20 protein-coding genes and 2 pseudogenes are annotated in these 23,451 nt (G+C 72.6%); 11 read left to right on the top strand and 11 right to left on the bottom strand.

What is annotated here, in order from left to right:
• Positions 1–69 precede the first annotated feature (69 nt).
• Both AC3CH1_RS31870 and AC3CH1_RS31865 read left to right on the top strand, forming a co-directional pair.
• Complete coding sequence (locus AC3CH1_RS31870; RefSeq protein ID WP_488466028.1) at positions 70–1,830, top strand: ABC transporter ATP-binding protein; 1,761 nt, start codon at positions 70–72, stop codon at positions 1,828–1,830.
• Positions 1,827–3,572: an ABC transporter ATP-binding protein gene (locus AC3CH1_RS31865; RefSeq protein ID WP_488466027.1), complete on the top strand. Its 1,746-nt coding sequence runs from the start codon at positions 1,827–1,829 to the stop codon at positions 3,570–3,572. The genes AC3CH1_RS31870 and AC3CH1_RS31865 overlap by 4 nt, the downstream gene beginning before the upstream one ends.
• A 133-nt stretch (positions 3,573–3,705) precedes the next feature.
• Here the strand turns inward: AC3CH1_RS31865 and AC3CH1_RS31860 are convergent, their stop codons facing one another.
• From AC3CH1_RS31860 to AC3CH1_RS31845, 4 genes are all read right to left on the bottom strand, one after another.
• On the bottom strand, positions 3,706–4,332 hold the full coding sequence (locus tag AC3CH1_RS31860) for a TetR/AcrR family transcriptional regulator (protein ID WP_488466026.1): 627 nt from the start codon (positions 4,330–4,332) through the stop codon (positions 3,706–3,708).
• A gap of 118 nt (positions 4,333–4,450) precedes the next feature.
• Positions 4,451–5,599 carry a DUF475 domain-containing protein gene (locus AC3CH1_RS31855; protein ID WP_488466025.1) on the bottom strand — a complete coding sequence of 383 codons (1,149 nt, stop codon included), beginning with the start codon at positions 5,597–5,599 and terminating at the stop codon, positions 4,451–4,453.
• A gap of 270 nt (positions 5,600–5,869) precedes the next feature.
• The gene (locus AC3CH1_RS31850) at positions 5,870–7,648 is read right to left on the bottom strand and encodes a S8 family serine peptidase (protein ID WP_488466024.1); all 1,779 of its coding nucleotides are present in this window, start codon (positions 7,646–7,648) and stop codon (positions 5,870–5,872) included.
• Between the two features lie 203 nt (positions 7,649–7,851).
• Positions 7,852–10,653, bottom strand: coding sequence for an ATP-binding protein (locus AC3CH1_RS31845; RefSeq protein ID WP_488466023.1), 2,802 nt, complete (start codon positions 10,651–10,653; stop codon positions 7,852–7,854).
• 186 nt (positions 10,654–10,839) lie between these two features.
• Here AC3CH1_RS31845 and AC3CH1_RS31840 point away from each other — a divergent pair, with 186 nt between their 5' ends.
• A complete protein-coding gene (locus AC3CH1_RS31840) occupies positions 10,840–11,298 on the top strand; it encodes a Rieske (2Fe-2S) protein (protein WP_488466022.1) in 459 nt (152 codons plus the stop codon).
• On the opposite strand, the pseudogene AC3CH1_RS31835 reads toward AC3CH1_RS31840, so the two are convergent.
• Positions 11,285–11,975: pseudogene (locus AC3CH1_RS31835) on the bottom strand (cysteine hydrolase family protein). The gene AC3CH1_RS31840 and the pseudogene AC3CH1_RS31835 sit on opposite strands and share 14 nt — an antisense overlap.
• A 199-nt stretch (positions 11,976–12,174) precedes the next feature.
• Here AC3CH1_RS31835 and AC3CH1_RS31830 point away from each other — a divergent pair.
• A complete protein-coding gene (locus AC3CH1_RS31830) occupies positions 12,175–12,645 on the top strand; it encodes a pyridoxamine 5'-phosphate oxidase family protein (protein WP_488466021.1) in 471 nt (156 codons plus the stop codon).
• Between the two features lie 38 nt (positions 12,646–12,683).
• Here AC3CH1_RS31830 and AC3CH1_RS31825 read toward each other — a convergent pair whose 3' ends face one another.
• The gene (locus AC3CH1_RS31825) at positions 12,684–13,622 is read right to left on the bottom strand and encodes a LysR family transcriptional regulator (RefSeq protein ID WP_488466020.1); all 939 of its coding nucleotides are present in this window, start codon (positions 13,620–13,622) and stop codon (positions 12,684–12,686) included.
• A 74-nt stretch (positions 13,623–13,696) separates the two neighbouring features.
• Between AC3CH1_RS31825 and AC3CH1_RS31820 the strand changes: the two genes are divergently transcribed.
• Positions 13,697–14,854, top strand: coding sequence for a DMT family transporter (locus AC3CH1_RS31820; RefSeq protein WP_488466019.1), 1,158 nt, complete (start codon positions 13,697–13,699; stop codon positions 14,852–14,854).
• On the opposite strand, the gene AC3CH1_RS31815 is transcribed toward AC3CH1_RS31820, so the two are convergent.
• Positions 14,841–16,172 (bottom strand): aminotransferase class I/II-fold pyridoxal phosphate-dependent enzyme, encoded by a 1,332-nt coding sequence (locus tag AC3CH1_RS31815; RefSeq protein WP_488466018.1) that lies wholly within the window; start codon positions 16,170–16,172, stop codon positions 14,841–14,843. The two genes, AC3CH1_RS31820 and AC3CH1_RS31815, sit on opposite strands and share 14 nt — an antisense overlap.
• Before the next feature lie 35 nt (positions 16,173–16,207).
• On the opposite strand from AC3CH1_RS31815, the gene AC3CH1_RS31810 reads away from it, so the two are divergent.
• Complete coding sequence (locus AC3CH1_RS31810) at positions 16,208–16,903, top strand: pyridoxamine 5'-phosphate oxidase family protein (protein ID WP_488466017.1); 696 nt, start codon at positions 16,208–16,210, stop codon at positions 16,901–16,903.
• Positions 16,904–17,053: 150 nt separating this feature from the next.
• On the opposite strand, the gene AC3CH1_RS31805 is transcribed toward AC3CH1_RS31810, so the two are convergent.
• From AC3CH1_RS31805 to AC3CH1_RS31795, 3 genes are all read right to left on the bottom strand, one after another.
• Complete coding sequence (locus AC3CH1_RS31805; protein ID WP_488466016.1) at positions 17,054–18,013, bottom strand: DMT family transporter; 960 nt, start codon at positions 18,011–18,013, stop codon at positions 17,054–17,056.
• A gap of 160 nt (positions 18,014–18,173) precedes the next feature.
• Entirely contained in the window at positions 18,174–19,211 is a 1,038-nt protein-coding gene (locus tag AC3CH1_RS31800) for an EamA family transporter (protein WP_488466015.1), read from the bottom strand.
• A gap of 111 nt (positions 19,212–19,322) precedes the next feature.
• Positions 19,323–19,865, bottom strand: a complete 543-nt coding sequence (locus AC3CH1_RS31795) for a peptidase (RefSeq protein WP_488466014.1) — start codon at positions 19,863–19,865, stop codon at positions 19,323–19,325.
• A gap of 244 nt (positions 19,866–20,109) precedes the next feature.
• On the opposite strand from AC3CH1_RS31795, the gene AC3CH1_RS31790 reads away from it, so the two are divergent.
• The 5 genes and pseudogenes from AC3CH1_RS31790 to AC3CH1_RS31770 all read left to right on the top strand — a co-directional run bounded on the left by AC3CH1_RS31790 (position 20,110) and on the right by AC3CH1_RS31770 (position 22,422).
• Complete coding sequence (locus AC3CH1_RS31790; RefSeq protein WP_398068782.1) at positions 20,110–20,304, top strand: hypothetical protein; 195 nt, start codon at positions 20,110–20,112, stop codon at positions 20,302–20,304.
• Positions 20,305–20,454: 150 nt separating this feature from the next.
• Positions 20,455–20,550 (top strand): annotated as a pseudogene (locus tag AC3CH1_RS31785) (type II toxin-antitoxin system Rv0910 family toxin); the annotation flags it as partial.
• A gap of 357 nt (positions 20,551–20,907) precedes the next feature.
• Positions 20,908–21,288 (top strand): RNHCP domain-containing protein, encoded by a 381-nt coding sequence (locus AC3CH1_RS31780; protein ID WP_488466013.1) that lies wholly within the window; start codon positions 20,908–20,910, stop codon positions 21,286–21,288.
• Positions 21,289–21,314: 26 nt separating this feature from the next.
• Positions 21,315–21,746 (top strand): RNHCP domain-containing protein, encoded by a 432-nt coding sequence (locus AC3CH1_RS31775; protein ID WP_488466012.1) that lies wholly within the window; start codon positions 21,315–21,317, stop codon positions 21,744–21,746.
• A gap of 124 nt (positions 21,747–21,870) precedes the next feature.
• Entirely contained in the window at positions 21,871–22,422 is a 552-nt protein-coding gene (locus tag AC3CH1_RS31770) for an FBP domain-containing protein (RefSeq protein ID WP_488466011.1), read from the top strand.
• On the opposite strand, the gene AC3CH1_RS31765 is transcribed toward AC3CH1_RS31770, so the two are convergent.
• Positions 22,394–23,362: a helix-turn-helix transcriptional regulator gene (locus AC3CH1_RS31765; protein WP_488466010.1), complete on the bottom strand. Its 969-nt coding sequence runs from the start codon at positions 23,360–23,362 to the stop codon at positions 22,394–22,396. The genes AC3CH1_RS31770 and AC3CH1_RS31765 overlap by 29 nt on opposite strands.
• Positions 23,363–23,451 lie beyond the last annotated feature (89 nt).

Here is a 23,451-nt window from a genome sequence, read left to right as displayed (position 1 = left end):
ACAGAGCTGCGTGCGGGATGACGCGCATGTTTATTGAATGAGGCTCAGTCGCCATGTTAGGGTACCCTAATGAAACGATCAACATCGCAGACTCCTGGGCTGGCCGGGCCCGGCGCGTTAATGCGTCTGCTCGCCCCGATCCGAAACCATCTCGTCATCTGTGCGGTGCTGTCGTGCCTGAGTGCGGCGGCGGGCATCGTGCCCTACATCGCCGTGGCCGAGATCGCGCGGCTCATGCTCGACGACCCCACTCCGTCGCACACCGCCATCTGGACCTGGGTCGGCATCGGGGCCGCGGGTGCGGGCCTCTGGCTCGTGCTGTTCGTGCAGTCCGCCCGGGTGGGGCACTACGCGGACGCGAAGATCCTGCACGACGTACGGGTGCGGATCGTGACGCATCTCGGCAGGCTGCCGCTGGGCTGGTTCCGCTCGGCCGGCTCGGGCAAGGTCAAGCGGGCGATGACCGGTGACCTGGAGGAGATGCACGAGGTCATCGCGCACGCCCTGGGACAGCTGGTCGGGGCGACCACCGTGACGGCCGTCGCGACCGGCTATCTGCTCTTCGTCGACGTCCGCATGGCCTTCGTCGTGCTGGGTGTGCTCCTGCTGATGGGCGTCTTCTTCCGCATCTCGATGCGCTCCATGACGACCCATATGAACCGACTGGTCGTCGCCGACGCGCGCATCAGCGCCGCCAGCGTCGAGTACGCCGACGGGATCCAGGTGGTCAAGACGTTCGGCACCGGGGGCCGTGTCCTGCGCCGCTACGACGACGCCGTGGACGAGCACACCGAGGCGTTCGCGGCCTGGGTCGCCGAGGTGCGCCACAGCTCCGCGGTCTCGCGGCTGTTCGGCTCGGAGATGGCCGTCCTCACCGCCGTGGCGGCCGTGGGCCTGTTCCTCGTCGACCGCGGGTCGCTCGGCGTCGCGGACCTGGTGACGTTCCTGGTCGTCGCCATCGGGCTGCCCAACTCCATCCTGCCCGCCGTCACCGCCGCCCAAGGCGTGCGCAAGGGCCGGATGGGCGCTTCGAACATCGAGCAGTTGCTGTCCCGCACACCGCTGCCCGAGCCCGCGACTCCGCTGACGCCCGAGGGCCACGGTGTCGAGTTCGACCGGGTCTCCTTCTCGTACGACGGGGTGACCAACGCGGTCGAGAACATCAGCGCCGTCTGTCCGCCGGGCGGGGTGACCGCCATCGTGGGCCCGTCGGGAGCCGGCAAGTCGACCCTGGCCGGCCTGCTGCCCCGCTTCTACGAGGTGTCCGAGGGGGCGATCAGGGTCGGCGGGGTGGACGTGCGCTCGATCCCGTCCGCGAAACTGCTGGCGTCGATGTCGCTGGTCTTCCAGGACGTCGCCCTGCTGCGGGACAGCGTGTCGGAGAACATCCGCATCGGCCGCCCCGGGGCGAGCGACGCCGAGGTCCGCGCGGCAGCGGAGGCCGCGCACATCCACGAGGTGATCGCGGGTCTGCCCGACGGGTACGACACGCTGCTCGACTCGGGCGGCGGCAGTCTCTCCGGCGGTGAACGCCAGCGGCTGACGATCGCCCGGGCGATCCTGTCCGGGGCGCCGATCGTGGTCCTCGACGAGGCGACCGCCGCGTTGGACGCCGACAGCGAGTCCGCGGTCCAGGAGGCGCTGTCCAACCTGGCGGTGGGCAAGACGGTGATCGTGATCGCCCACCGGCTGCACACCATCGCGGGCGCGGCCCAGATCCTCGTACTCGACCACGGGCGGCTCGTCGAACAGGGCCGCCACGACGAACTGCTCGCCCGGGACGGGCTGTACGCCCGGCTGTGGGCGGCACAGGAAGGAGTGCTCGCGTGATCCGCCGCCTGTACCGACTCTGGCCGAATCCGAAGCTGCTGGCCCGCCTGTGGCTGCTCACCGCTGCGCAGGCGATCCTGCAGGGCCTGCTGCTCGCTCTGCTCATCCCGATCCTGGACGCGGTCGTGCGGCCCGAACCGGACGTCGGCGCCGCCACCCCGTGGTTGGTGCTCGGCGCGGTCGGCGCGGCGCTGTACGCGGCGTTGAGCATCATCGCCACCCCGGTGGGCTTCGCGGCCGCGGGCGCGCTCGCGGCGCAACTGCGCCGACGGCTGATGCACCATGTGAGCACGCTGACGCTGGGCTGGTTCACCGCCGAGCACAAGGCCCGGCTCGCGCGCGGGGTGACCGCGGACGTCGGCAGCGCCGCGCATCTGGCCGTGACCATCGGCGGGCCCGTGATCACCTCGACGCTGCTGCCCGCGACGGTCGTCGTCGTGACGTTCACGGTCGACTGGCGGATGGCGCTGCTGCTGTGCGCGATCGCGCTGGTCGCCTACCTGGCCCTGCGGCGGGCCGCACGCATCGCCGAGATCACCGAGAGCGAGCTGGAGCAGGCGGCGGCCGGGGTGGCCAGTCGGGCGATCGAGCTGGGTCAGGCCCAGCCGGTGCTGCGCGCCGCGGGCCACGCCGACGGCACGCCCCGGATGCGCGCCGCGCTGGAGGATCACCGCGAGACCTACCGCGACGGGATGCGCCGTGCGCGGCAGCCGTTCTTCGTCTACACGGGCGTGATCATGGCGGGGTTCGTCGCGGTGCTCGCCCTGACCGCCCAGCTGATGCTCAGCGGGCGTATCGAGGTCGCCACGGCGATCGTGCTGCTCGTGCTCGCCGCCCGCTTCCTGGAGCCGCTCGGCAATCTCATCGAACTCATCGGCGCGCTGCGGGCGTTGCGGAACCAGATCGGGCGCATCGAGGAGCTGCTGGCCACTCCGGCTCTGCCGGTTCCGGCCGAGCCGGTACGTCTGATCGCGAAGGCCGACGTCGAGCTCACAGACGTCACCTTCACCTACCCGGGCGGCGACACCCCCGCTCTGAAGAACGTGACCCTGCGCTGCCGACCGGGCACCACCACCGCCCTGGTCGGGCCGTCGGGGTCCGGGAAGACGACGGCGACCCGGCTCATCGCCCGGTTCTTCGACGTCGACTCGGGCCAGGTGCGCGTGGGCGGCGTCGATGTGCGCGAACTCGACCCGAGCGCCCTGCTCGACGAGATCGCCATCGTCTTCCAGGACGTCTACCTGTTCGACGACACCATCGAGGACAACCTGCGCCTGGCACGCCCGGACGCGACCTGGGACGAGTTGCGGGAGGCCGCCGCCGCGGCACGGCTCGACGAGGTGATCGAGCGGCTTCCCGCCGGCTGGCAGACCCGGGTGGGCGAGGGTGGGGCGCAGTTGTCGGGCGGCGAACGCCAGCGCGTCGCGATCGCCCGGGCGATGCTCAAGCGGGCGCGGATCGTCCTGGTGGACGAGGCCAGCTCCGCCCTCGACCCGGAGAACGAGGCCGCGGTCACCCGGGCCATCGCCAACCTCGGCGACGACCCCGACCGCACGGTGATCGTGATCGCCCATCGTCCCGCCACCCTGGCCACCGCGGACCACGTGGTCTCGCTCGATGACGGCCGGGTCGTGGAGGCCGGCACCAGGGACGAACTGCTGCGCGCCGGTGGGGCGTTCTCACGGCTGAGCTCACAGTACGAGCGGGCCCGTCACTGGCGCATCGCCCCGGTGAACGGCTGACCGGCGACACGTGACGGATCTCCGGAGAGCAACCCGCCGGCCATCCGTCGCCCGTACCGCACCGCTGCCGTCGGCCCCGCACAGGGGTCGTCGGCGGCGGGTATCGGTTCGCGCGGTGCTCGGGCCCGGTGGCTCAGACCTCGGCGCGCAGGTAGCGGTGGGCGAGGTCGGTGATGTCGGCGATGAGTTCATCGGCCAGGCGGTCGATGTCCTCGGCCTCGTGGTGCAGCAGCGCGTGGGTGCCGCCGTACCAGGCGCTGTAGATCAAGAGCGCCGCCATGGCGGGGTCCGGGGCGTCCGCCGGCGGGTCGGGGCGCTCGGAGATGAGCTGCCGGAACGCTTCGACGTGCGCGTTCGTGGGACTGACCTCGATCTCCGTCGACGCGTTGATCGGGGTGTGGCCGTACAGCACATCGTGCAGTTCGGCATGTTCCAGGTAGACGCGGACCGCGTCACTGAGCCAGGCGTCCACGCGTGCGACCCAGTCGTCGGCGGGAAGGCTCCGCACCGCTGCGTTCTGCCGTTCGACCAGCCGATCGATGAAGCGGGCCTGTACGGCGAGCATGATCTCGCGCTTGGAACTGAAGTACAGGTAGAAGGTGCCGATCGCGATACCCGCGCCCTCGGCGATCTCATCGATCCGAGCAGCGTCGATGCCCCGCTCGACGAACACCCTCTCGGCCGAGTCCAAGAGGTCGGCACGCCGCTCCTCGGCGGGCTTGGTTCGCGGGCGTCCAGGGGTGATACGGCGCACACTCATTCCACGGAGTCTACGTGTTCGGCGGCGGTTACCGGCCACTGGGCCCCGGCCTGCGACGACTGGCAGCCCCACGGCCGGCCCGGGTTTCCGCGCGAGCCGGACCTCGGTCCGCCCCGGCTCAGACGCCGGAGGGAGCCCCGGCCTTCTCGGGGGGACCCGTCTGCTTCCCGCCGTCCGCCGCCAGCCTGCGGTTGCGGCGGACGGAGGACCAGAAGGACCCGGCGATCAGCAGGACACCGATGAGACCGGTGACCACCTCGGGGATCTGGTAGCGGATGGAGATCATGAGGATCACGGCCAGCGCGCCGATCGCGTAGTGCGCGCCGTGCTCCAGGTAGACGTAGTCGTCGAGGGTGCCCTGGCGGACCAGGTAGACCGTCAGCGAACGGACGTACATGGCGCCGATTCCGAGGCCGAGCGACATCAGGACGATGTCGTTGGTGATCGCGAAGGCGGCGATGACGCCGTCGAAGGAGAAGGACGCGTCCAGGACCTCCAGGTAGAGGAACATGAAGAACGCCGCCTTGCCGGCCATCAGGACCACGGGGACCTGCCGGCCGCTCCTCCTGGCCTCTTCCTCGGCCTCGTGTTCGCGCTCCTCTTCCTTCTCCAGCTTGTTCTCGAAGTAGCCGGAGAGACCGCCGACGACGAGGTACGTGATGAGACCGAAGACGCCCGAGAGGAGGACCGTCGACGCCTTGTCGACATGCAGGCCGCCGTGCTGGTGGGCCTGGGTCGCGAACGTCATGGCACTGATCGCCAGGACGATCAGGGCGATACAGACCGACACCATGTCGATCTTGCCGAACTTGGCCAGCGGGCGCTCCAGCCAGCCGAGCCACTTGATGTCACGGTCCTCGAAGATGAACTCGAGGAAGATCATCAGCAGGAACATGCCGCCGAAGGCCGCGATCGACGGGTGGGCGTCGGTGACGAGCTGTTCGTAACGCTCGGCATCGTTGATCGCGAGATCGACGGCCTCGATGGGGCCGACCTTGGCACTGATCGCGACGATCACGACGGGGAAGACCAGCCTCATGCCGAAGACCGCGATGAGCACACCGATGGTGAGGAAGATCCTCTGCCAGAAGGCGTTCATCTTCTTCAGGATCCCGGCGTTGACCACGGCGTTGTCGAAGGACACCGAGATCTCGAGGATGGACAGGATCGCCACGACCCCGAAGGCCGCCCACCCCCCGTACAGCACCGCCACGACGAGGCCGAGCGCGGTCACCGCGAACGACCAGCCGAACGTCTTCAGAATCACTGTCTACCCCATCATCCGTGCGGGGCTCCCCCGCCGACCGTATCCGGCCCCACCGAACACTGATCGAAGTCTAGAGCGAAACCTCGACACCCTGACAAGTACAGGCCAAGTCCAGGGCCTCCAGCGCCGGTGACCGACCAACCCGGCGTCGACGCTGAAGGCGGCGATGGCCGGCCGGCCCGGCACGACCGCTGACCTACGGCGGAGCCGCGGCGGGCCCGGGGGTCTCCCGGGCCCGCCGCGGCTCACGGCTTTCCCTGCGTACGGCTGTCAGCCCGCGAAGCAGAGCGGCTGGCCGCCGGAGAAGGCGAAGCAGGAGACCTGGCGGGAGGTCGTGCCCGTGCGCCCGCCCCGGTCCGTGACGGTCAGCTGCGCGGTGTAGGTGCGCTGGACGGACGGGTAGCGGTGGGTGACGGTGGCGCCGGAGCCGGTCGTGCCGTCGCCGAACTTCCAGGCGTACGAGGCGATGTCGCCGTCCGGGTCGCTGGAGGCGGAGGCGTCGAAGGAGCAGTCGCCGTACCAGCAGGAGAGCGCGAAGGAGGCGGTCGGGGCCTGGCCGGGCGAGGGCTCGGTGGTGCCGGCGGTGACCTGCTTGGTCAGGGTGTCGATCTCGCCGCTGTCGTCGGTGACGGTGAGCTCGACGGCGTAGGTGCCGGCCTTGGTGTAGGTGTGGGACGGCTTCGCGCCCTCGCCCTCGGTTCCGTCGCCGAAGTCCCAGGCGTAGGAGGCGATGTCACCGTCCGGGTCGGTGGAGCCGGAGGCGTCGAAGGTGCAGGCCGGGGTGGTGGTGGAGCACTGGGAGGTGAACGCGGCGACCGGCTTGCCGGGTTCGGACGGGCCGCCGCCGAGGTCGGTGACGTCCAGCAGCCTGTTCGGGGAGGAGGAGCCGGGGTTGGTGACGACGCCGGAGAGGGCGTTGTTCACCAGGGCGTCCCGTACCTGCTGCGGGGTGGCGTCGGGATGGGCGGAGAGGTGGATCGCCGCCGCGCCCGCGGCATGCGGGGTGGCCATCGACGTACCGCTCATGGTCTGGGCTCCGCCGCCCATGCGCGTGGAGACGATGGAGCCGCCGGGGGCGAACAGGTCCAGGCAGCGGCCGTAGTTGGAGAAGCTGGAGCGGCCGTCGTTGCTGTCGGTGGAGCCGAGGGTGATGGCGGCGGGCAACCGTGCGGGGCTGGTGTTGCACGCGTCCCGGTTGTCGTTGCCCGCGGCGACCGCGACCGGGATGCCGGCGTTGATCGCGCCCTGGACCGCGTCGTCCATGGCCCGGTCGACGCCGCCGCCGAGCGACAGGTTGGCGACGGCCGGCTTCTGGGCGTTGCGGACGACCCAGTCCATGCCCGCGACGATCTGCGAAGTCGAGCCGGTGCCCTGACAGTTGAGCACCCGAACGCCGACGAGCTTCGCCTTCTTGGCGACGCCGAAGCTCTTGCCGCCGACCGTGCCGGCGACGTGGGTGCCGTGTCCCTGACAGTCGGCGGAGTCGGCGTCGTTGTCGATGAAGTCGTACCCCGAGGACGCCCGGCCCTCGAAGTCGGTGTGCTGGCGGTAGAGGCCCGTGTCCACGATGTACGCGGTCACGCCCTCGCCCTCGTTGGGGTAGGCGTACGAGGAGTCCTTGACGCCGTCGACCCGGTCCAGGCCCCAGGAGGGCGGGTTGGGCTGGGTCCCGGTGGTCCGGACCTCGGCGTCGGCCTGGACGTAGCGGACGCCGGGCTCGGCCGCCAGCTTCTTCGCCTGGGCGGCGGTCGCCCTGAGCGCGAAGCCCTTGAAGGCGGTGGAGTACACGGTGCGCACCGTGCCACCGTGCTCCGCGACCAGGTCGGCGGCGGTGGTGCCCGCGGCGATCGAGGGCGCGTCGTCGAGGGCCACGATGTACCGGCCGGGTATGGCCTCGGCCCGGTCCGCGCCGAGGACGCGGCCCTCGGCGGGCGGGGCCGGGGCGGTCGCCCCGTGGGCGGGGGCGGTTCCGGCGAGTCCGAGCACCATGACCGCGGCGGCGGCGGTGCACAGTGCGCCGACGAGGCGCGGTCTGCTGGTTGTGCGCATGATCTGGTTGCTCCCTTGGCTCCGTGTGATGGGGAACCGTGCCGGGCCGCCGAGAGTTGGGGAGGGCGGCCCGGCACGGGTGACACAGGAGCCGCCGCTCCGGGCTGGGGCGTGGGGCAGGGTGTGTGCCCGGTGCGACGACGGGGGCAACTCTCCGGTCCGGCCCGGGTCGGAACAATCCGTACGGCACTGCGTAGCGCCACCTATTCAATGGCCCCCGTACGCCCGGAATCATCCGGGCCGCCCTCCGGGTGGATCTCCCGCACCTCTCCGCGGGCGGAGACGTTCAGCTTTCGGAGCACCTTCGCGACGTGCTGTTCCACGGTGCGCGGCGACAGGAACAACACGTCGGCGATCTCCCGGTTGGTGTGTCCCGTCGCCACCAGGCGGGCGACGTCCCGTTCGCGCGGGGAGAGTTCGTTGCCGTATCCCCTGCGCCCCCGCCGGGGCCCGGGCGGAGTTCCCGCACCCCGCTCCCGCAGGGAGCTGCGGCAGCGCGCTGCGTCCCGTACGGCGCCCAGCGCCTCGAAGCGCGCGGCGACCTCGCGCAGTCGCTCCACCTCTCCTGAGGCGGCCCGCTCCGCGCACAGCGCCGCCGGGTACGGGGCCGGGAGCGCCGCGTACTGTTCGGCGGCGCCGGCGTGGTCTCCCCGGCAGGCGGCGAGCGCGGCGCGCGCGGCGGGCACGTCCAGGTCACCGAGCCCGGCGGTGAACTCGGCGAGCACGGCGTGTGCTTCGGGGGCGCGGTCCGCCCGGCGGTACGCCGTCAGCGCGGCCGGAACCAGCTCCGCGGCCCAGCCCCAGACGCCCTTGCGGCGGACCCGGTCCAGCGCTCGCACGGCTTCCGCGCACGCCTCGTCGCTCTCGCCCCGCTCCAGCCGGATCCGTACGGCGGCGGCCGACGCGGCGGCGAGTGCGGGCGCCGGGGCGTTGACGGGGTCCCCGAGCGCCGCCGCGTCCAGGTGCTCCAGCGCCGCGTCCCACTCGCCGTGGGTCTCGGCGAGCAGCCCGAGGACGAGGTGGGCGTCGGACGCGATGCCCGAGACGCCGGGCGCGTCGGCCAGGACCGTACGGGCCCGTTCGGCGAGTCCCCGCCAGGCGCCGCGCGTCCAGGCCATGCGCAGGGCGGTGCCCTCGATGATGCCGCTGAGGAAGGGCGCTCCGGCCGCTTCCGCCAGCCGAACCCCCTCCTCCCGAAAGCGTTCGGCGTCGGCGGACCGGCCCACCCAGGCGCAGGCGTCGGCCGCGTTGGCGCACATCCGGGCCAGTTCGACGCGTTCGGCCGGGCTCCGCCCGTCGGCGAGCAGTCTCTCGGCTTCCTCGCGCACCGCGTCGCCGTCGCCGAGGCAGACCCGCAGCGCCAGCTGGTTGCCCCGCACCGCGATCCGCAGCGCGCGGTCACCGTGCCGGGCGGCGAGCTCCTCGGCCCGTTCGGCCCAGTGGGCGTGGACGGCGACGGGGTGCTCGCCCCACACCGGCATGGCGAGGCCCGCCATGGCGCGGGCGGCCAGCTCGGGGCGTGTCCGCAGCTCGTCCACGGCCAGCTCGGTGTCCAGGCGGCCCTGTTCGTGCCGGCCCGCCTGGTTGTTGAGCAGCAGCCCCAGGTTGAGCCGGATCTCACCCCGTACGGCGTCCGGCAGTTCGGCGGAGGCGGCCGAGGAGACGACGCGGCGGAGCAGCCGGCTGGATCGCCGGTGGGCCAGCCCGAAGAGGGCCGCCCGGCTGAGGCGCACCGCGAGCCGTGCCCGGTCCGCCTCCGGGAGGAGTGGGTCGTCCAGGACCCCCTCGTAGAGCTCGACGGCGAGCGCCGCGTCACCGAGCTTCCGGGCGGATTCGGCGGCCTGTTCGGCGTACGTGCGCCAGGCGGTCAGGTCGCCCGCCTGGCGGGTGTGGTGGGCGAGCTGGACCAGTGGCGGGGGTTCCTGGGCTGCCAGCACGGCGGTGGCGCGTCGGTGGAGACGTCGTCGGTCCGGCCTCAGAAGCCCCTCGTAGACGGCCTGTTGGGCCAGTCCGTGCCGGAATCCGTAGCGGTCCTCCCCGCAGTCGTGGAGCACGCCCGCGCGCAGGGCCTCGCGCAGGGCGTCGGCAGCCTCTTCGCCGTGCTGGTCCGCGACCGCGCCGATCAGCTCCTCGGCGGCGGGCACCCTCAGCACGGCGGCGGCGTGCACGGCGGCCGCCGCCGGCTCCGAGAGGCCCGCCACCCGCTCGGTCATGGCGTCGCGCAGGAGGAGGGGCACCGCCCCCTGGGAGCCGTCGAGTTCGCCCGGTTCCTCCAGGACGAATTCGAGGACGAAGGGAATGCCGGCCGTCCGTTCGTGCAGTCGGCGCGCCATGACGGCGGGGACGTCACGGCCGGTCAGCGCCGCCGTGAGGGTCCTGACTCCGGCGACATCGAGCGGGCTCAGCGGGAGGACCACCGAGGTGACGCCCGGCGAGTGCCGATAGGCCCGGCCCAGGGGCAGCGCCCCGCTCCTGAGGTCCTCGCGGCGGTAGCTGAGGACGGTGGACAGGCCCGGCGGCGGGTCGTCGGCCAGGAAGCGGAGGAGGTCCCGGGTGCCGTCGTCGGCCCAGTGCAGATCCTCCACGACGAGGACCACCGGGGACACCGCCGCGAGCAGGGCGCGCACGGCCCGGAAGAGACGGTGGGCCGCCGCCTGCGGATCGAGCAACGGGGCCGGATCGGGCGGAAGTTGACCGGCCAGCTCGGGGAGGTAGGGGCGCAGGGCCCCGCAGACCGGGTTGAGCCGCTCGGGGACCGCGCCCTCCAGGGTGCGCAGGACGTCGAAGACGGGACCGTACGGGAAGGGCTCGCGCAGCGGCGGGCAGGCCCCGGCGAGGACCCGGGCGCCGGGCGGGCGGCCGGGGCCGGGCACCGGGTGTCCGACGGCCTCCCGGATCAGCCGGGTCTTGCCGACGCCCGCCTCCCCCTCGATCAGGGCGACCGACGGCGGGTGGGCCATCGCGTCGAGCAGGGCGTGCAGCTCTCCGGTCCGTCCGACCAGCATGAACGCGGACTCCCCTGACGGCGGCGGCAGATGTCGGGGAAACTACCCCCGGCCGACGGGGCCGTCCAGCGGCATCCCGACATCGCGGGATCCCGGCGTGAACATCGTGTCCCCGGGGCACGTACCCCTGACCGAAGTGACCGAGCCGAGAAGACCGACGAGAAGACCGACGAAGGGAATGCCGCGATGAGCGCAACGCAGGAGCGCCGGAGCCTCCTCGGACGCCGCACGGTCGTCGCCGCGGTGGGAGCGGCCGGAGCGGCCGCCGCCCTCACCGCGTGCGGCGGATCGGACGGCTCGGGGGGTTCGGAAGGTTCGGACGCGGTCGAGCAGCCCGGGAGCGGCGGCGGGAAGGGTGGAGAGGTACTCGCAGCGACCGCGGACATCCCGGAGGGCGGCGGGGTGGTCTTCGCCGCGCAGAAGGTCGTGGTGACGCAGCCGCAGCCGGGCGAGTTCAAGGCGTTCTCGTCCACGTGCACCCATCAGGGCTGCGCGGTCAAGGCCGTCTCGGACGGCGCGATCACGTGCCCCTGTCACAACTCCACGTTCGACGCCGCCACGGGCAGCCCGACCGGCGGGCCCGCCACGCAACCGCTGCCCGCACGCGAGATCACCGTCGAGGGCGACTCGATCAGGCTGGCGTAGCCGCTCCCTGCCCCGTCCCCTGCCTGCGCGGTCGCTTCCAGCCGCCGAGTACGGCGTCCGTGGTGGTGACGGTGGCGACGAGGGCGAGCGTGTTGCGGACCATCGCGGGGGTGTGTGCTCAGCGGGCACCCCCGCGATGGCGTCGGCCGGGACGACGGCCGTGTAGCCGAGGTTGACCGCGTCGAGGACGGCGTTGGGGATCGCGATGTTGGCCGATACGCCGGTGACGACGAGCGTCCGGCAGCCGAGGTTGCGCGGCAGCGGGTCGACGCCGGTGCCGGCCGGCGGCGAGAGGCCGTGCAGCCGGCGGACGACGAGGTCCTCGTCGGCCACCTCGATGGGGGCCGCGGCCCGGACGGCCGTGCTGCCGGTGTGCTGCTGGACGGGCAGCCGGGCGGCGGCGCGGAAGAGCCGGGCATTGTGGTTGGCGCCGCGACCGTCGGGCCGGCTCTCGGTGACCGCGTGCATCACCTGGACTCCGCTCCCGTGGGCGGCGGCGACGAGCCGGGCGATGTTGTCGAGCGCGCCCAACGAGCGGGCTGGCTGCGGCGGCGAGTTCGGGCAGGGCGCTGCCCGGGCCCACGACGCCCTGCTGGCTCTCGACGGTCAGCAGGCAGGACGGTGGTGGCGGGGTCGAGCAGTTCGGTGAGCCGCTCCTGTGACGACCTCGACGGCACGGGCGCCCCTCTCCTTGCTCGGTGACCGCCGCCCGGGAGGACGGGCTCCCGCGGACGGACTCCTGCGGACGGACTTCGGCGGACGACTTCGGTGGACGACTTCGGTGGAGGACCGGGCGCGCGAGAGTAGCGGCCATTGCGTCATGAAGGAAGAGCGTCCATGATTCCTGACGTCCAGTCACATTTCGGGAGGGCGACCATGACCGACACCCAGCGACGAGGCCGCCGGATCATGATGACGCCCGAGGAGCGTGACGCCTATCTCGGTGAACAGCGCACCTGCCGGGTGGCGACGCTCGGCCCCGACGGCGCCCCGCACATCGGCGCCCTGTGGTTCGTCTGGGAAGGCGACTCCCTCTGGCTCTACTCCATCACGCGCAGCCTGCGCTGGTCCCAACTGCGCGGGGATGCCAGGATCGCCGTGGTCGTGGACGACGGCGAGGGGTACGAGGAGCTGCGCGGCGTGGAGCTCACCGGCCGGGCGGTGTTCGTCGGCGAGGCGCCCCGCACGGGCGAGCCCTGCCCCGAACTCGTCGAGCCGGAGCGGCTGTTCCCCGTGAAGTACTTCGGCATGACGGAGATGCCGCACGACGGACGGCACGCCTGGCTGCGGCTCACCCCGGAGACGATCACCTCCTGGGACTTCCGCAAGCTCGCCGATCTCGCCTGAGCTACCGCCCGCGGCCCCGACGCCCCGATTTCCGGGGCTCACCCACCGTCCGCCGCCACACCCACACCTACACCCACACCCACACCCGCCCCCGCCGCCCGCAACGCCTTCACCGCGGCGCGGACCGACGGCCGGCGGTCCGCGTCCGTGCGCCAGACCGCGTGGACGTGCCGCCGCATGGTCTGCCGCACCGGCACCAGCCGCACGCCTTCGGGGACCGGGCCGCGCCCCAGGCGAGGAGCCACGCAGACGCCGAACCCGGCCGCGATAAGAGCGAGTTGCGTATGGTGCTCACCCGCCAGATGGGCGATGCGGGGCTCGATGCCGCGGGAGCGGAGCGTGAACATCAGCCACTCGTAACAGAATTCGCCCTCGGGCCAGGACACCCACGGGTCGTCCGCGAAGTCCTCCAGCTCCACCTCTTCCCGGTCCGCCAGAGGATGCCCGACCGGCATGGCGATGTCCGGTGCGTCGTCGAGGAGTTCGGCCTTGGCCAGACCTCCGGGCACGGGCAGCCGCTTGTTGCTCCAGTCGAGCACGACGGCCAGGTCGACGTCTCCGCGGAGCACCGCGCGCAGCCCCTGTTCGGGCTCCAGCTCCCGGGTACGGACGGTGAGATCGGGGTGGTCCGCGCGCAGGGTGGTGAGCATCGCGGGGAACAGCCCGCGAGCCGCCGTCGGGAAAGCGCAGATCCGCACCTCGCCGACGACCTCGCCGCGCTGTGCCTCGATGTCGGACTGGGCCAGCTCCACCTGCGACAGGATCCGCGCGGCGTGGTCCGCGAGCAGCCGGCCGGCGTCGGTGAGGCGGACGCCTCGGCCGTGTCTGGCGAGCAGCCGCTGCCCGACCTCGCGCTCCAGCTTCGCCAGTTGCTGCGAGACCGCCGAGGTCGTGACGTGCAGCCCGTCGGCCGCCCCGCTCACCGAGCCGTGCCGGGCGAGGGCGTCCAGCGTGCGCAGCCGCTCCAGGTTCAACATGTAAGCGATACTACGCGAACGAGCCCAGAAAGATTCGCTTGTCCTACGACGTCATCTTCGTCAGGGTTGACCTCATGAGCGCTCCCTGCGAGCCGGGGGTCACGGCCCCGGCGTCAGCACCTTCCCCGCCGCCTCCTCCGCCGCCTCCTCCGCCCGCCCCGATCGCGCCCGCCGCGCGGCGCCCCGCCCTCGACTGGCGGATCCGGTTCGCGGGGCTCTCGCTCATCTGGGGGTTCAGCTTTCTGCTGATCAAGGTCGGAACCGAGGGCTACGCCCCGTTCCAGGTCACCTTCGGCCGGCTGTTGGCCGGTACGGCGGTGCTGGTCGCCGCCATGGCGATGCGCCGGGAGCGCCTTCCGCGCTCCGCCCGGACCTGGGGGCACCTCACGGTCGCGGCGCTCCTCCTCAACGCACTGCCGTTCTCGCTCTTCTCCTACGCGGAGCTGACGATCCCCTCGACGCTGGCCGGGATCTGCAACGCGACCTCGCCGCTGTGGGGCATGGCGCTCTCGGTGATCGCTCTGTCGGAGGACCGCCCGACCCGCCGCCGGGTGGGCGGTCTCGGCGTCGGCTTCCTCGGCGTCCTCACGGTGCTGGGCGCCTGGCAGGGCTTCTCCGGCCTGGACCTGCCGGGTACGGGCATGGCGCTGCTCGCCTCGTTCTGCTACCCGGTCGGCTGGATCTACGTACGCCGCACCCTGGCCGGAACCGGGTCGTCGACGCTGGCGCTGACGGGCAGCCAGCTCTTCCTCGGTACGTTGCAACTGGCCGTGGTGACGCCGCTGTTCACCTCGGCGCCGACGTCCTTTCCGCTGCTCCCGACGCTCTCGGTGCTCGCCCTGGGCGCGCTGGGCACGGGCCTCGCCGTCCTGCTCCAGTACGGCCTGGTCCAGGAGGTCGGTCCGACGACGGCCCAGATGGTCACGTACTTCATCCCGGTGATCGCGACGGCGGCAGGCGTCGCCCTGCTCGGCGAAGAGCTGAGCTGGAACACCCCGGTCGGGGCGCTGATCGTCCTCGTCGGGGCGGCCCTCACCCAGAGCAGGGCCCGCCCGGCCGCCCCACCGGGGCCCGCGGAGGCTTTTGTCGCTGTCCCACCGGAGCCCACGGAAGCTCTCGCCACCGCCGCACCGGAGCCCGCGGACGTTCCGGTCGCCGCCGCCCCGCCGGGGCCCGCGGCGGACCGCGCCCTGCCGCCCGACGCGGACGCCGCCGGTCTCAGCCGTAGCTGACCGGCCGTGCGGGACCAGCGGCCGCGGCCACCGCGTCCGCCAGGGGGCCGATGTCCGCCGCGGACAGCGGGGAGACGGTGAGCCGCACCCCCTGGGGCGTGTCCAGCCGGAAGCGCGCGCCCGGGGCCGCCGCCCAGCCCGCGTGGAGCAGCCGGGCGACGGCCCCGGTCTCGTCGCTCACGGGCACCCACACGTTCATCCCGCTACGGCCCCGGGCGCTCACTCCGCGCTCCGCCAGCGCATGGATGAGCGCGTCCCGTCGGTCCCCGTAGGAGCGGGACACCGCCCGGGTGTCGACGGCTCCCGAGGTCCACAGCTGGAGCACGGCACGCTGGAGCAGCCGGCTGACCCACCCGGGCCCGAGCCGCTGCCGCCCCGCCACCCGGTCGACCGTGACGGCGTCCCCGGTGAGCGTGGCGACCCGCAGATCGGGGCCGTACGCCTTGGCCGCCGAACGGATGAACGCCCAGTGGGCCGTCACCCCGGCCAGCGGGTGCAGCGGCAGGTCGACGATGGCGTGCCCGTGGTCGTCCTCGATCAGCAGCACGTCCGGGTGGCGTCCGAGAACCGCGCGCAGCTCCCGGGCGCGCGGCGCGTCCAGGGACGCGCCGGTCGGGTTCTGCGCCCGGTCGGTGACGACCAGGGCCCGCGCCCCGGCCCGCAGCGCCCGCTCCACATCCGCGGGCAGCGGACCGGAGTCGTCCACGCCGACCGGCACGGCGCGCAGCCCGAGCGCCGGCACGAGGTCGAGCACGCTGCCCCAGCCGGGGTCCTCCACCGCCACCGCGTCACCCGGCTTCAGGTGCGCCGCGAGGACCCGCTCGATCGCGTCCAGTGCTCCGGACGTCACGGCGACCGGCCCGGCGGGCACCCCGTCGGCGTCCAGCGCGGCGCGGGCGTACGCGGCGAACTCGGCGACCACCGCGGCCTGCCCGTACAGACCATGGCTCTCCGCGTCTGCCACGGCGGCCGCCGCGAGCGCCGGCCCGAGGTCGGGCAGCAGCTCCGGATCGGGATTGCCCTCGCCGAGGTCCCGGACGCCCGGGGGCGCTTCGATCCGCAGCGACCCGCGCGACGTGCTGGCCGGGGCCGGACGCACCCGGCTCCCCCGTCGGCCCGCCGTCTCGATCACGCCGCGCTCGCGCAGCGTCCGGTAGGCGGCGGCCACGGTATTGGGGTTGACCTCCAGACGAGCGGCCAACTCCCGCATGGGGGGCAGCACATGACCCGGCGGAAGGTCTCCGGAGCCGACCCCGCGCTCCACACTGGCGGCGATCTCCGCTGCGCGCCGCCCACTGATCCGATACTCTCCTAGCACAAACAACAGTATGCACTAGTGCAATGGAGTAAGCAATGCAGCACACCGCAACGCCCGACGACACGGGCTCCGGCGTCGCCGCCCCCTACCTGCCCACCGACCGCACGGTGCCCACCCGGTCCAAGGACCGCGCCTCCTACGACCGCGAGCTGGTCCACTCCATCCTCGACGAGGCCTACCTCTGCCACCTGGGCTTCGTGCGCGACGGCGCCCCGGTCGTCCTGCCGACCCTTTTCGGCAGGATAGGAGAGCGGCTGTACGTCCACGGCTCCACGGGCTCACGACCGCTGCGGTCGGCGAGGAGCGCCGACCCCGGGCTGCCGGTCTGCCTGACGGTCACCCATGTCGACGCCCTCGTGCTGGCCAGGTCCGCCTTCCACCACTCGATGAACTACCGCTCGGTGGTGGTGCACGGCACGGCCGTGACGGTGACCGACCCCGAGGAGCGTCGGCTCGCCCTGGACGCGATCGTGGACCAGGTCGTGCCCGGCCGCTCCCGCGACTCCCGGCCGGCCGACGCCAAGGAACTCGCCGCGACAGCGGTGATCCGGCTGGACCTGGACGAAGTGTCCGCGAAGGTCCGCACCGGCGGGCCCAACGACGAGCCCGAGGACAGCGCCCTTCCCCACTGGACCGGCATCGTGCCGCTCACCCGGGGCTATGCGGCACCGGTCCCCGCGGACGACATGGATCCGGCCATCGCCGTACCGGAGTACCTGTCCATGCTCTGAAGGCCGACGGAGGCCGCGGCGGCATGCCGACCGACCGAGGTCGCGGTGGCCATGGCCACCGCGACCGGCACCGCCGCACCGCCACGCCGCCGCACCGCCACGCCGCCACGCCGCCACGCCGCCACGCCGCCACGCCGCCGGGCAGGGTCGTCACACCGCCGGCGCCTCCTTCCGGCGGGCCGCCGCCGCGCCGCGCGCCTCCGCGAGGGCCAGTCCGGCCACCGCGGTCAGCAGGAGCAGCGTGCCGAGGACCGTGGCCGTCGTCAGCCGCTCCCGCAGCACGGTCACCGCGATGACGGCCGCGCTCACCGGCTCCAGGAGCATGATCACGGAGACCGTGGCCGATCGGACGGCGGCCGCCCCGGCGAAGTACAGCGCGTAGGCGAGCGCCGTGGGGACCGCGGCCACATAGACCAGCAGCCACAGCACCTGCCCCGTCTCGGCGGTGTGCGGCAGCATCCCCTCGGCGAGGGCCATGGGCAGCAGGCCCACCGCTCCGATGCCGAACGCCCAGGCGCTGGTGGCGAGCGCGTCACCGCCGCCGCCGTGCCGCCCGAGCCACCGGGTGAGCAGCGTGATGGCCGCGTACCCGGAGGCGGACAGCAGCGCGAGCAGCATCCCGGCCGGCACGACCTCGCCGCCCTCGCCGCCCAGGACCAGCACGGCGAGCCCGGTCAGCGCGCCGGTCACGGCGACCAGGCCGCCCCGGCCGAGGCGTTCGCCCAGCAGCAGACGCGCTCCGAAGGCGATCAGGACGGGCCCGGCGCCGAGCGTGACCACGGTGCCGACGGCAAGGCCGGTGACCTCGACCGCCGCGAAGTACGCGGTCTGGAACACGGTGAGACCGATGCCCGTACCGAGGATCCGGAGCAGGCGGCGATGTCGGGGTTCGGGCTCCCGGGGCGTCCGGCGGGGGCGCAGTGCGAGCGCCCCGGCCAGCAGGAGGAGACCGCCCACGCAGCGCCAGAAGGACAGGGCGAGGGGGCCGAGATCGCTGATCCGGAAGATCAGGGACGCGGCCGCGCCTGCGGTGCCCCAGGCGACTCCGGCGACGACCAGATACAGCATGCTCCGCCCGACGGGCAGCGCGGGAGCAACAGGGATGGACATATGACTTCTCCAGAGGAGGACAGGGTCGGCAGGTCGCTCGGCTCCGCATGCGGGCAGCGACGAGCCGCTCGGGGACTGCCCGAGCCCGGTCTTCGTCAGGAGTGGCCGCCCGCGCTAGGCGGCAGGGGGCGGCAGCACAGTCAGATGCATGGCCGTCACACTAATGCGGGGCCCGGCCGCCGGACAACTCGCCCTCGACGGCCCCGGCCACCGCTCCGGCACCGGCACCGGCACCGGAGGCGACGGGACCCGTCGGGGGCTTCGGCGCGGCGGACTGGGCGATGAACGCACCGGTCAGGACCACGAATCCGCCGACGAGCTGCGGTGCGGAGAGGTGCTCGCCGAGCAGCACCCAGGCCAGTCCGGTCGCGATGACCGCTTCGAGGCAGGCGACGACTCCGGCCACCTGGGGCGAGAGCAGCCGGACCGAGACGACGCCCGTGACGTACGCGAGCACGGTGGCGAGCAGCACGATCCAGCCGAGCAGCAGCCAGGCGGGGACCTCGTCGCCGTTCATGCCCGCGCTGCCGCCGAGCAGCGACCAGTCCATGCCCCAGGGGCGGGCGACGACGGTGAGGACGGCCGCGCCGACGATCAGTCCGTACGCGATGACCCCGACGGGGTGCGGAGGCTCGGCGTGCTTGCCCCCGCCGTCCCGGCCGTCCTGCCCGCCGTGGTCGGAGAGAACGAAGTAGCCGACCTGGCAGCAGGCCGCGCCGAGGGCGAGCAACAGGCCGAGCAGGTCGAACTTGAGCCCGGACCAGACCTCGACGACACACGCCAGGCCGCCGACCGCCAGCACCACACCGACCGCGGCGGCCCGGGTGACGGGCCTGCGCTGCACGAAGCGGACCCAGCCGAGGACCAGCGCGGGCGCCAGGTATTCCACCAGGAGCGCCACACCGACCGGGATACGGGAGATGGAGGCGAAGTAGAAGGCCTGGACCCCGGCCACCGCGAACAGGCCGAACCCGGCCAGCAGCGCGGGGCGTTCCCGTACGAGATTCCGGTGTCGCCAGGCGACCGGGAGCATGATGACGGCGGCGCCCGCCACTCGCAGCCAGACCACGTGCAGCGGGTCGAGCCCCGCCTCGATCAGCGGCTTGGCCGCCACTCCCGAACCGCCGAAGGCGAAGGCCGAGACCAGCGCGAGGCCCAGCCCGGCGCTTCTGCCCTGAAATCCCGAAGACGCTTGCATCGGCACATCATGGCAGCAGTCGACAGCACCGTCATCCCCATGACACCTGTCGAGACGGCCCTCCGACCGCGACTACGGGAAGGGGGTGCGGGGTCACCGTCACGGCGCGGCTCAAGCGTGTCGCGCCGCCTCGGCCGTGAGCACGGCGACCCGGTCCGCCAGCCACCGCGCGTCCACGCCCCCGCGGGCGAGCACCTCCACCGCACGGCACTCGGTGTCGGCCGCCAGGGCGGCGAGCAGATCGAGGCCGGCGGCGCGCGCTGTGCCGCGCGACGCCGCGCGGCACAGCGCGCCCTCCATCGCGGCGAGGGCCGAGGGCGACCAGCCGTCGACCACCGGGTCGCGCACCACCGGAACGGCGCCGGAGTCCTCGACGGAGCCCTGCCAGCGGAGCCCGTAGCCGATGCTGCGCTGAACGAGATAACCGAGCACCTTGGCCACCTGGGGCCCGCCGTCGAAGGCCTCGCGGACTTCGGGGTCCGTCTCGATCAGCGAATGCAGGAGGTGGGCGGTGTCGATCTGCCGGTCACCGTCGCGCAGCGCGCGCCTGCGCGCACCGTTGAGCACCGATGCCAGTTCCACGGTGAAGCGGGCATCGTTCTCGGCGTGGTTCGGTGCGGGCTGGTCAGGCATGCGCGGCGTCCGGTTTTGCACACCTCTACCCCATCAGTCCCACGGCCGGAAGACATCCCCGGAGCGACCCATTGGGCATCCCACCGAAGTTGGGGAGACCGCAGCCGTCCGTCATCCTTGCGGATGAGATCGTGCCGAACGGCACAACCATGACGGTCCGGAGCGCGCGCCGCCTTGCGTCCCACGCCCCGGCGGCAACCGCAGGCCCCCGCGCGCTCGTCCCCCACGCCACACGGAAGCGGCGGGGGCGAGAGGGGAGGGGCGGGTGTTCTGGATGGTCGCGCTGCTCGCCCAGGACGGGCTGCAGTACGTCTACCGCGTGTACGCACCCGACGACGCCCTGCCCGCCGATCTCTTCTGGGCGGCCTTCCACTGCCACGACGAGGGCCCCCACCCCCGCGCGTCGGACAGGTTCGACTCCGCGGTGATCTGGCGGAACAGGCAGCCCCAACAGATCTGACGTCTCATCAGCATGGAATGTCGACGCGGCCCCCGCTACCTTCCGCGACACCGAAACCGGACGAACCAGGGGTGGCCGCATGGCTGAAGTCAGCGCCGAGGCACGCATCGAGGCGCCCGCCGGGAAGGTCTGGGGCCGCCTGACGGACTTGCGGCGGTCTCACTGATGGGCGGCAAGCTCAAGGACTCCGCGACGGCGGCACTCCAGGAGTCGCTGCGCAAGCTCGCCGGGCTCGTCACGTCCTGACCACGCCCACGACCGCGCGGCACGCGACGGTACCCGGAAATAATCACTCGCCCCCCGCCCGAGCTGTGGTTACGCTGACGGCGTTCCTCGGTCTGTTCTGGGCTTCCGCGCCCTGGAAAAGAGAGATTCTTATGTTCCGGCCCGCGCCGCGCGCGCCTCGCTGCACCGTCTAGCCAGTAGTCCGTCCTTCTGCTGCCGTCCTTCTCCGACGGCGTCCGGACGTGACTCTCCGGTGCACTGAATCAGCCCCTGCCCCCGTCCGCACGCATGTCGCGTCGTACGGGGTGGGCGTCTTCGTCGAGGCCGCTCGGCCTGCTCTTGCTGTCATCACAGACTTCCCAGCAAGGAGCACCCCGGGTGTCCAGCACCAACGAAACTCTCTCCAGCACTCCACACACCACCCCGAACAGCGCTTCCTCCTGCGCGTGGTGCGGCCGGACCGTGCTCGCCGTCTCCGACGACGGCGCACGGCGCCATCACTGCCCGTCGTGCCTGCAGTACCGGCATGTTCTCGACCCCGCCGACGGCGGCTCCAGTGACTGCCGGGGCCGCATGTCGCCGATCGCCGTCGCCGTGCCACGTGCGGGCGACTGGGTGGTCATCCACCGTTGCGTGCGCTGCGACGAGCTGACCTCCCACCCCACCCGCACGGACGACAACCAGCTCATCCTGATGCGGTTGGCCGTCCGGCCACTGGCGCAACCTCCCTTTCCGCTCGAAGCGTTCGGCGACCTCTGAACCGGTAGGAGAGGAGAGGACCGGCCATGCCGAGACGAGCGAAGAACACCCGCCGCCGTGCCCGGGCCGCACGGCGGCCGCAGCGGTACAAGGACGTCCTGCACAGCCAGGGAGGGCACCGGGGAGACGCTTTCCGGTGCGCGGGCTGCCGGCTGGACGTGTCCCTGGAAGCACCCGGCACCACGCACCGCAACCACTGCCCGAACTGCCTGGTCAGCCTGCACGTCGACCGGCGGGTGCCGGGCGACCGGGCCGCGGACTGCCGCGCCCGGATGGAAGCCCTGGGCATGTCGGTCAGACCCGACGGCGAGTGGATGCTCATCCACCAGTGCGTTTCCTGCGGCGAGCTCAGCGCCAATCGCATCGCCGGTGACGACAACGCACTGACTCTGGTGCGCCTGGCGCTCAAGCCCCTGCGGGACCCCGGCGTCGCCCATCGCATGCGGCTCGCGCCGTGACCCGGCCGTCCCCCGCGATGCCGTGGCACACGGCACCCACCACCCCCACGCCTTGACGCTCAGGGTTTCCCCCGTCCCCGCCCCCCAACAGATCGCACTCGTGTGCGACGCACAAGGAGAAGCCATGCGCCCCATGACCAGGGAAGAGGTGCGCGGCGCGATCGTGAACCTGGACCCGGCCGCGAAGAAGGTCCGCCTGCCGGCCCGGTTCGACGACGTCCGATGGCACCGGATCGACTACCTCGGCTGGAGAGACCTGCGCGCCCCGGCCCACGCCTACCTCGTCACCGAGGTCGACGGCAACGCGCGGGGAGTGCTGCTGCGCCAGGCCCCGAACGACTCGGCGCGCGGTTCGCGCGCGGTGATGTGCGACCTGTGCCGGTTCGCCCGCCGCTTCAACGAGGTCTCGTTGTTCACCGCCCAACGCCCCTCACGTGACAAACGCCAACGCCTCGACGCGATCGGTCTCCTGCTGTGCACCGACCTCGACTGCGCGGTGAAGGTGCACGGCAGGCCGGTCCGCGAGGCCTTCGACCGTCCGGTCGACGAGATCATCGCCTCGCGCCGGGAAGGCCTGCGCTCACGCACGATCACCTTCGTCCGTTCGGTCGCCGAACCGCGGCAGGCCTCGACCGGGACGACATCGACTAGGTCTCGTAGCGGGCCGCGAGGGTGACGGCGATGTCGCGCAGGGCGCTGCGCAAGGACTGCGGGGCCAGGGCCTCCGCATCCGTACCGAGACGCCACAGTGCCCATTCGGCGTGCCGTGCGTCCTGGAAGGTGACCTCCAGCCGCGGCCAGCCGTCCGTGTCGGGATCTTCCGCGCGGACGGCCAGCACGGTGCCCAGCAGTTCCTCCCGCCGCGCCGGATTGACCCGTACCAGCGCGGTGACGTGGTCGCCGCCCGCGAGGAATCGCGCGGAACGGTCCCGCCAGATTCGGTCCAGGTCGACCCGGTTCGGTCGCTGGGCCGGTTCGGGCAGTTCCTCGGCGGCCAGCACCCGTGACAGCCGGTAGGTGCGGTCCGCGCCTGATCTGGTGGCCAGCAGGTAGCCCCGGTCCCGTACGGTCACCAGACCGATCGGGTCCACCGTGCGCCACTGCGGCGCCCGGCCCGTGGCCGCGTAGTGGATGCGCAGCTTGTGTCCGGAGAGCACGGCCCGGCGGACCTCGATCATGGTGGTGCCCGGTACCTGGTCCATGTCCGGCCGGCGCGAGAGGAGGTCGGTCTCCGGGTCGACGAGAAACCGCTGGGCCGCGTCGCTCGCGGCGGCCTGATGGCTTTCGGGCAGTGCGTCGACCACCTTCCGCATGGCCGAGGCGAGCGCCGGTCCGAGGCCGAACATCTGCTCCCCGCGTCCCGATCCGGCGGCCAGCAGGGCGAGGGTCTCGTCGTGGTTCAGCCCGGTGAGCTCGGTCCGGAAACCGGGCAGCAGGGCGAACCCGCCGTGCCTGCCGCGTTCGGCGTAGACCGGGACTCCGGCCGCGGACAGTGCCTCGATGTCGCGCAGCACGGTACGGGTGGACACCTCCAGCTCACGGGCCAGCGTGTCGGCGGTCAGCCGCCCGCGCTGACGCAGCAGCAGTACCAACGAGACCAATCGGTCGGCGCGCATGCGGGAACGGTAGCGAAATACATGACCAAGGGTGTCGTCATTTGTTGGAAGGCTCCCCCGTAGGACGTCGAGGCCGGCGACCGCCGGGC

Source organism: Streptomyces sp. MGP-P1, assembly GCF_057766565.1.
Note: the sequence above shows the minus strand (reverse complement) of the source record. Positions and strands in the feature narration are given on the sequence as shown.

Bases quoted from the DNA above. Each gene is read 5' to 3' on its own strand.
- AC3CH1_RS31775 (WP_488466012.1), top strand. From the start codon at position 21,315: ATGCCGAGACGAGCGAAGAACACCCGCCGCCGTGCCCGGGCCGCACGG.
- AC3CH1_RS31870 (WP_488466028.1), top strand. From the start codon at position 70: ATGAAACGATCAACATCGCAGACTCCTGGGCTGGCCGGGCCCGGCGCG.
- AC3CH1_RS31820 (WP_488466019.1), top strand. From the start codon at position 13,697: ATGAGCGCTCCCTGCGAGCCGGGGGTCACGGCCCCGGCGTCAGCACCT.
- AC3CH1_RS31770 (WP_488466011.1), top strand. From the start codon at position 21,871: ATGCGCCCCATGACCAGGGAAGAGGTGCGCGGCGCGATCGTGAACCTG.
- AC3CH1_RS31850 (WP_488466024.1), bottom strand. From the start codon at position 7,648: ATGCGCACAACCAGCAGACCGCGCCTCGTCGGCGCACTGTGCACCGCC.
- AC3CH1_RS31860 (WP_488466026.1), bottom strand. From the start codon at position 4,332: ATGAGTGTGCGCCGTATCACCCCTGGACGCCCGCGAACCAAGCCCGCC.
- AC3CH1_RS31845 (WP_488466023.1), bottom strand. From the start codon at position 10,653: ATGCTGGTCGGACGGACCGGAGAGCTGCACGCCCTGCTCGACGCGATG.
- AC3CH1_RS31805 (WP_488466016.1), bottom strand. From the start codon at position 18,013: ATGTCCATCCCTGTTGCTCCCGCGCTGCCCGTCGGGCGGAGCATGCTG.
- AC3CH1_RS31825 (WP_488466020.1), bottom strand. From the start codon at position 13,622: ATGTTGAACCTGGAGCGGCTGCGCACGCTGGACGCCCTCGCCCGGCAC.
- AC3CH1_RS31765 (WP_488466010.1), bottom strand. From the start codon at position 23,362: ATGCGCGCCGACCGATTGGTCTCGTTGGTACTGCTGCTGCGTCAGCGC.
- AC3CH1_RS31840 (WP_488466022.1), top strand. From the start codon at position 10,840: ATGAGCGCAACGCAGGAGCGCCGGAGCCTCCTCGGACGCCGCACGGTC.
- AC3CH1_RS31810 (WP_488466017.1), top strand. From the start codon at position 16,208: ATGCAGCACACCGCAACGCCCGACGACACGGGCTCCGGCGTCGCCGCC.
- AC3CH1_RS31800 (WP_488466015.1), bottom strand. From the start codon at position 19,211: ATGCAAGCGTCTTCGGGATTTCAGGGCAGAAGCGCCGGGCTGGGCCTC.
- AC3CH1_RS31830 (WP_488466021.1), top strand. From the start codon at position 12,175: ATGACCGACACCCAGCGACGAGGCCGCCGGATCATGATGACGCCCGAG.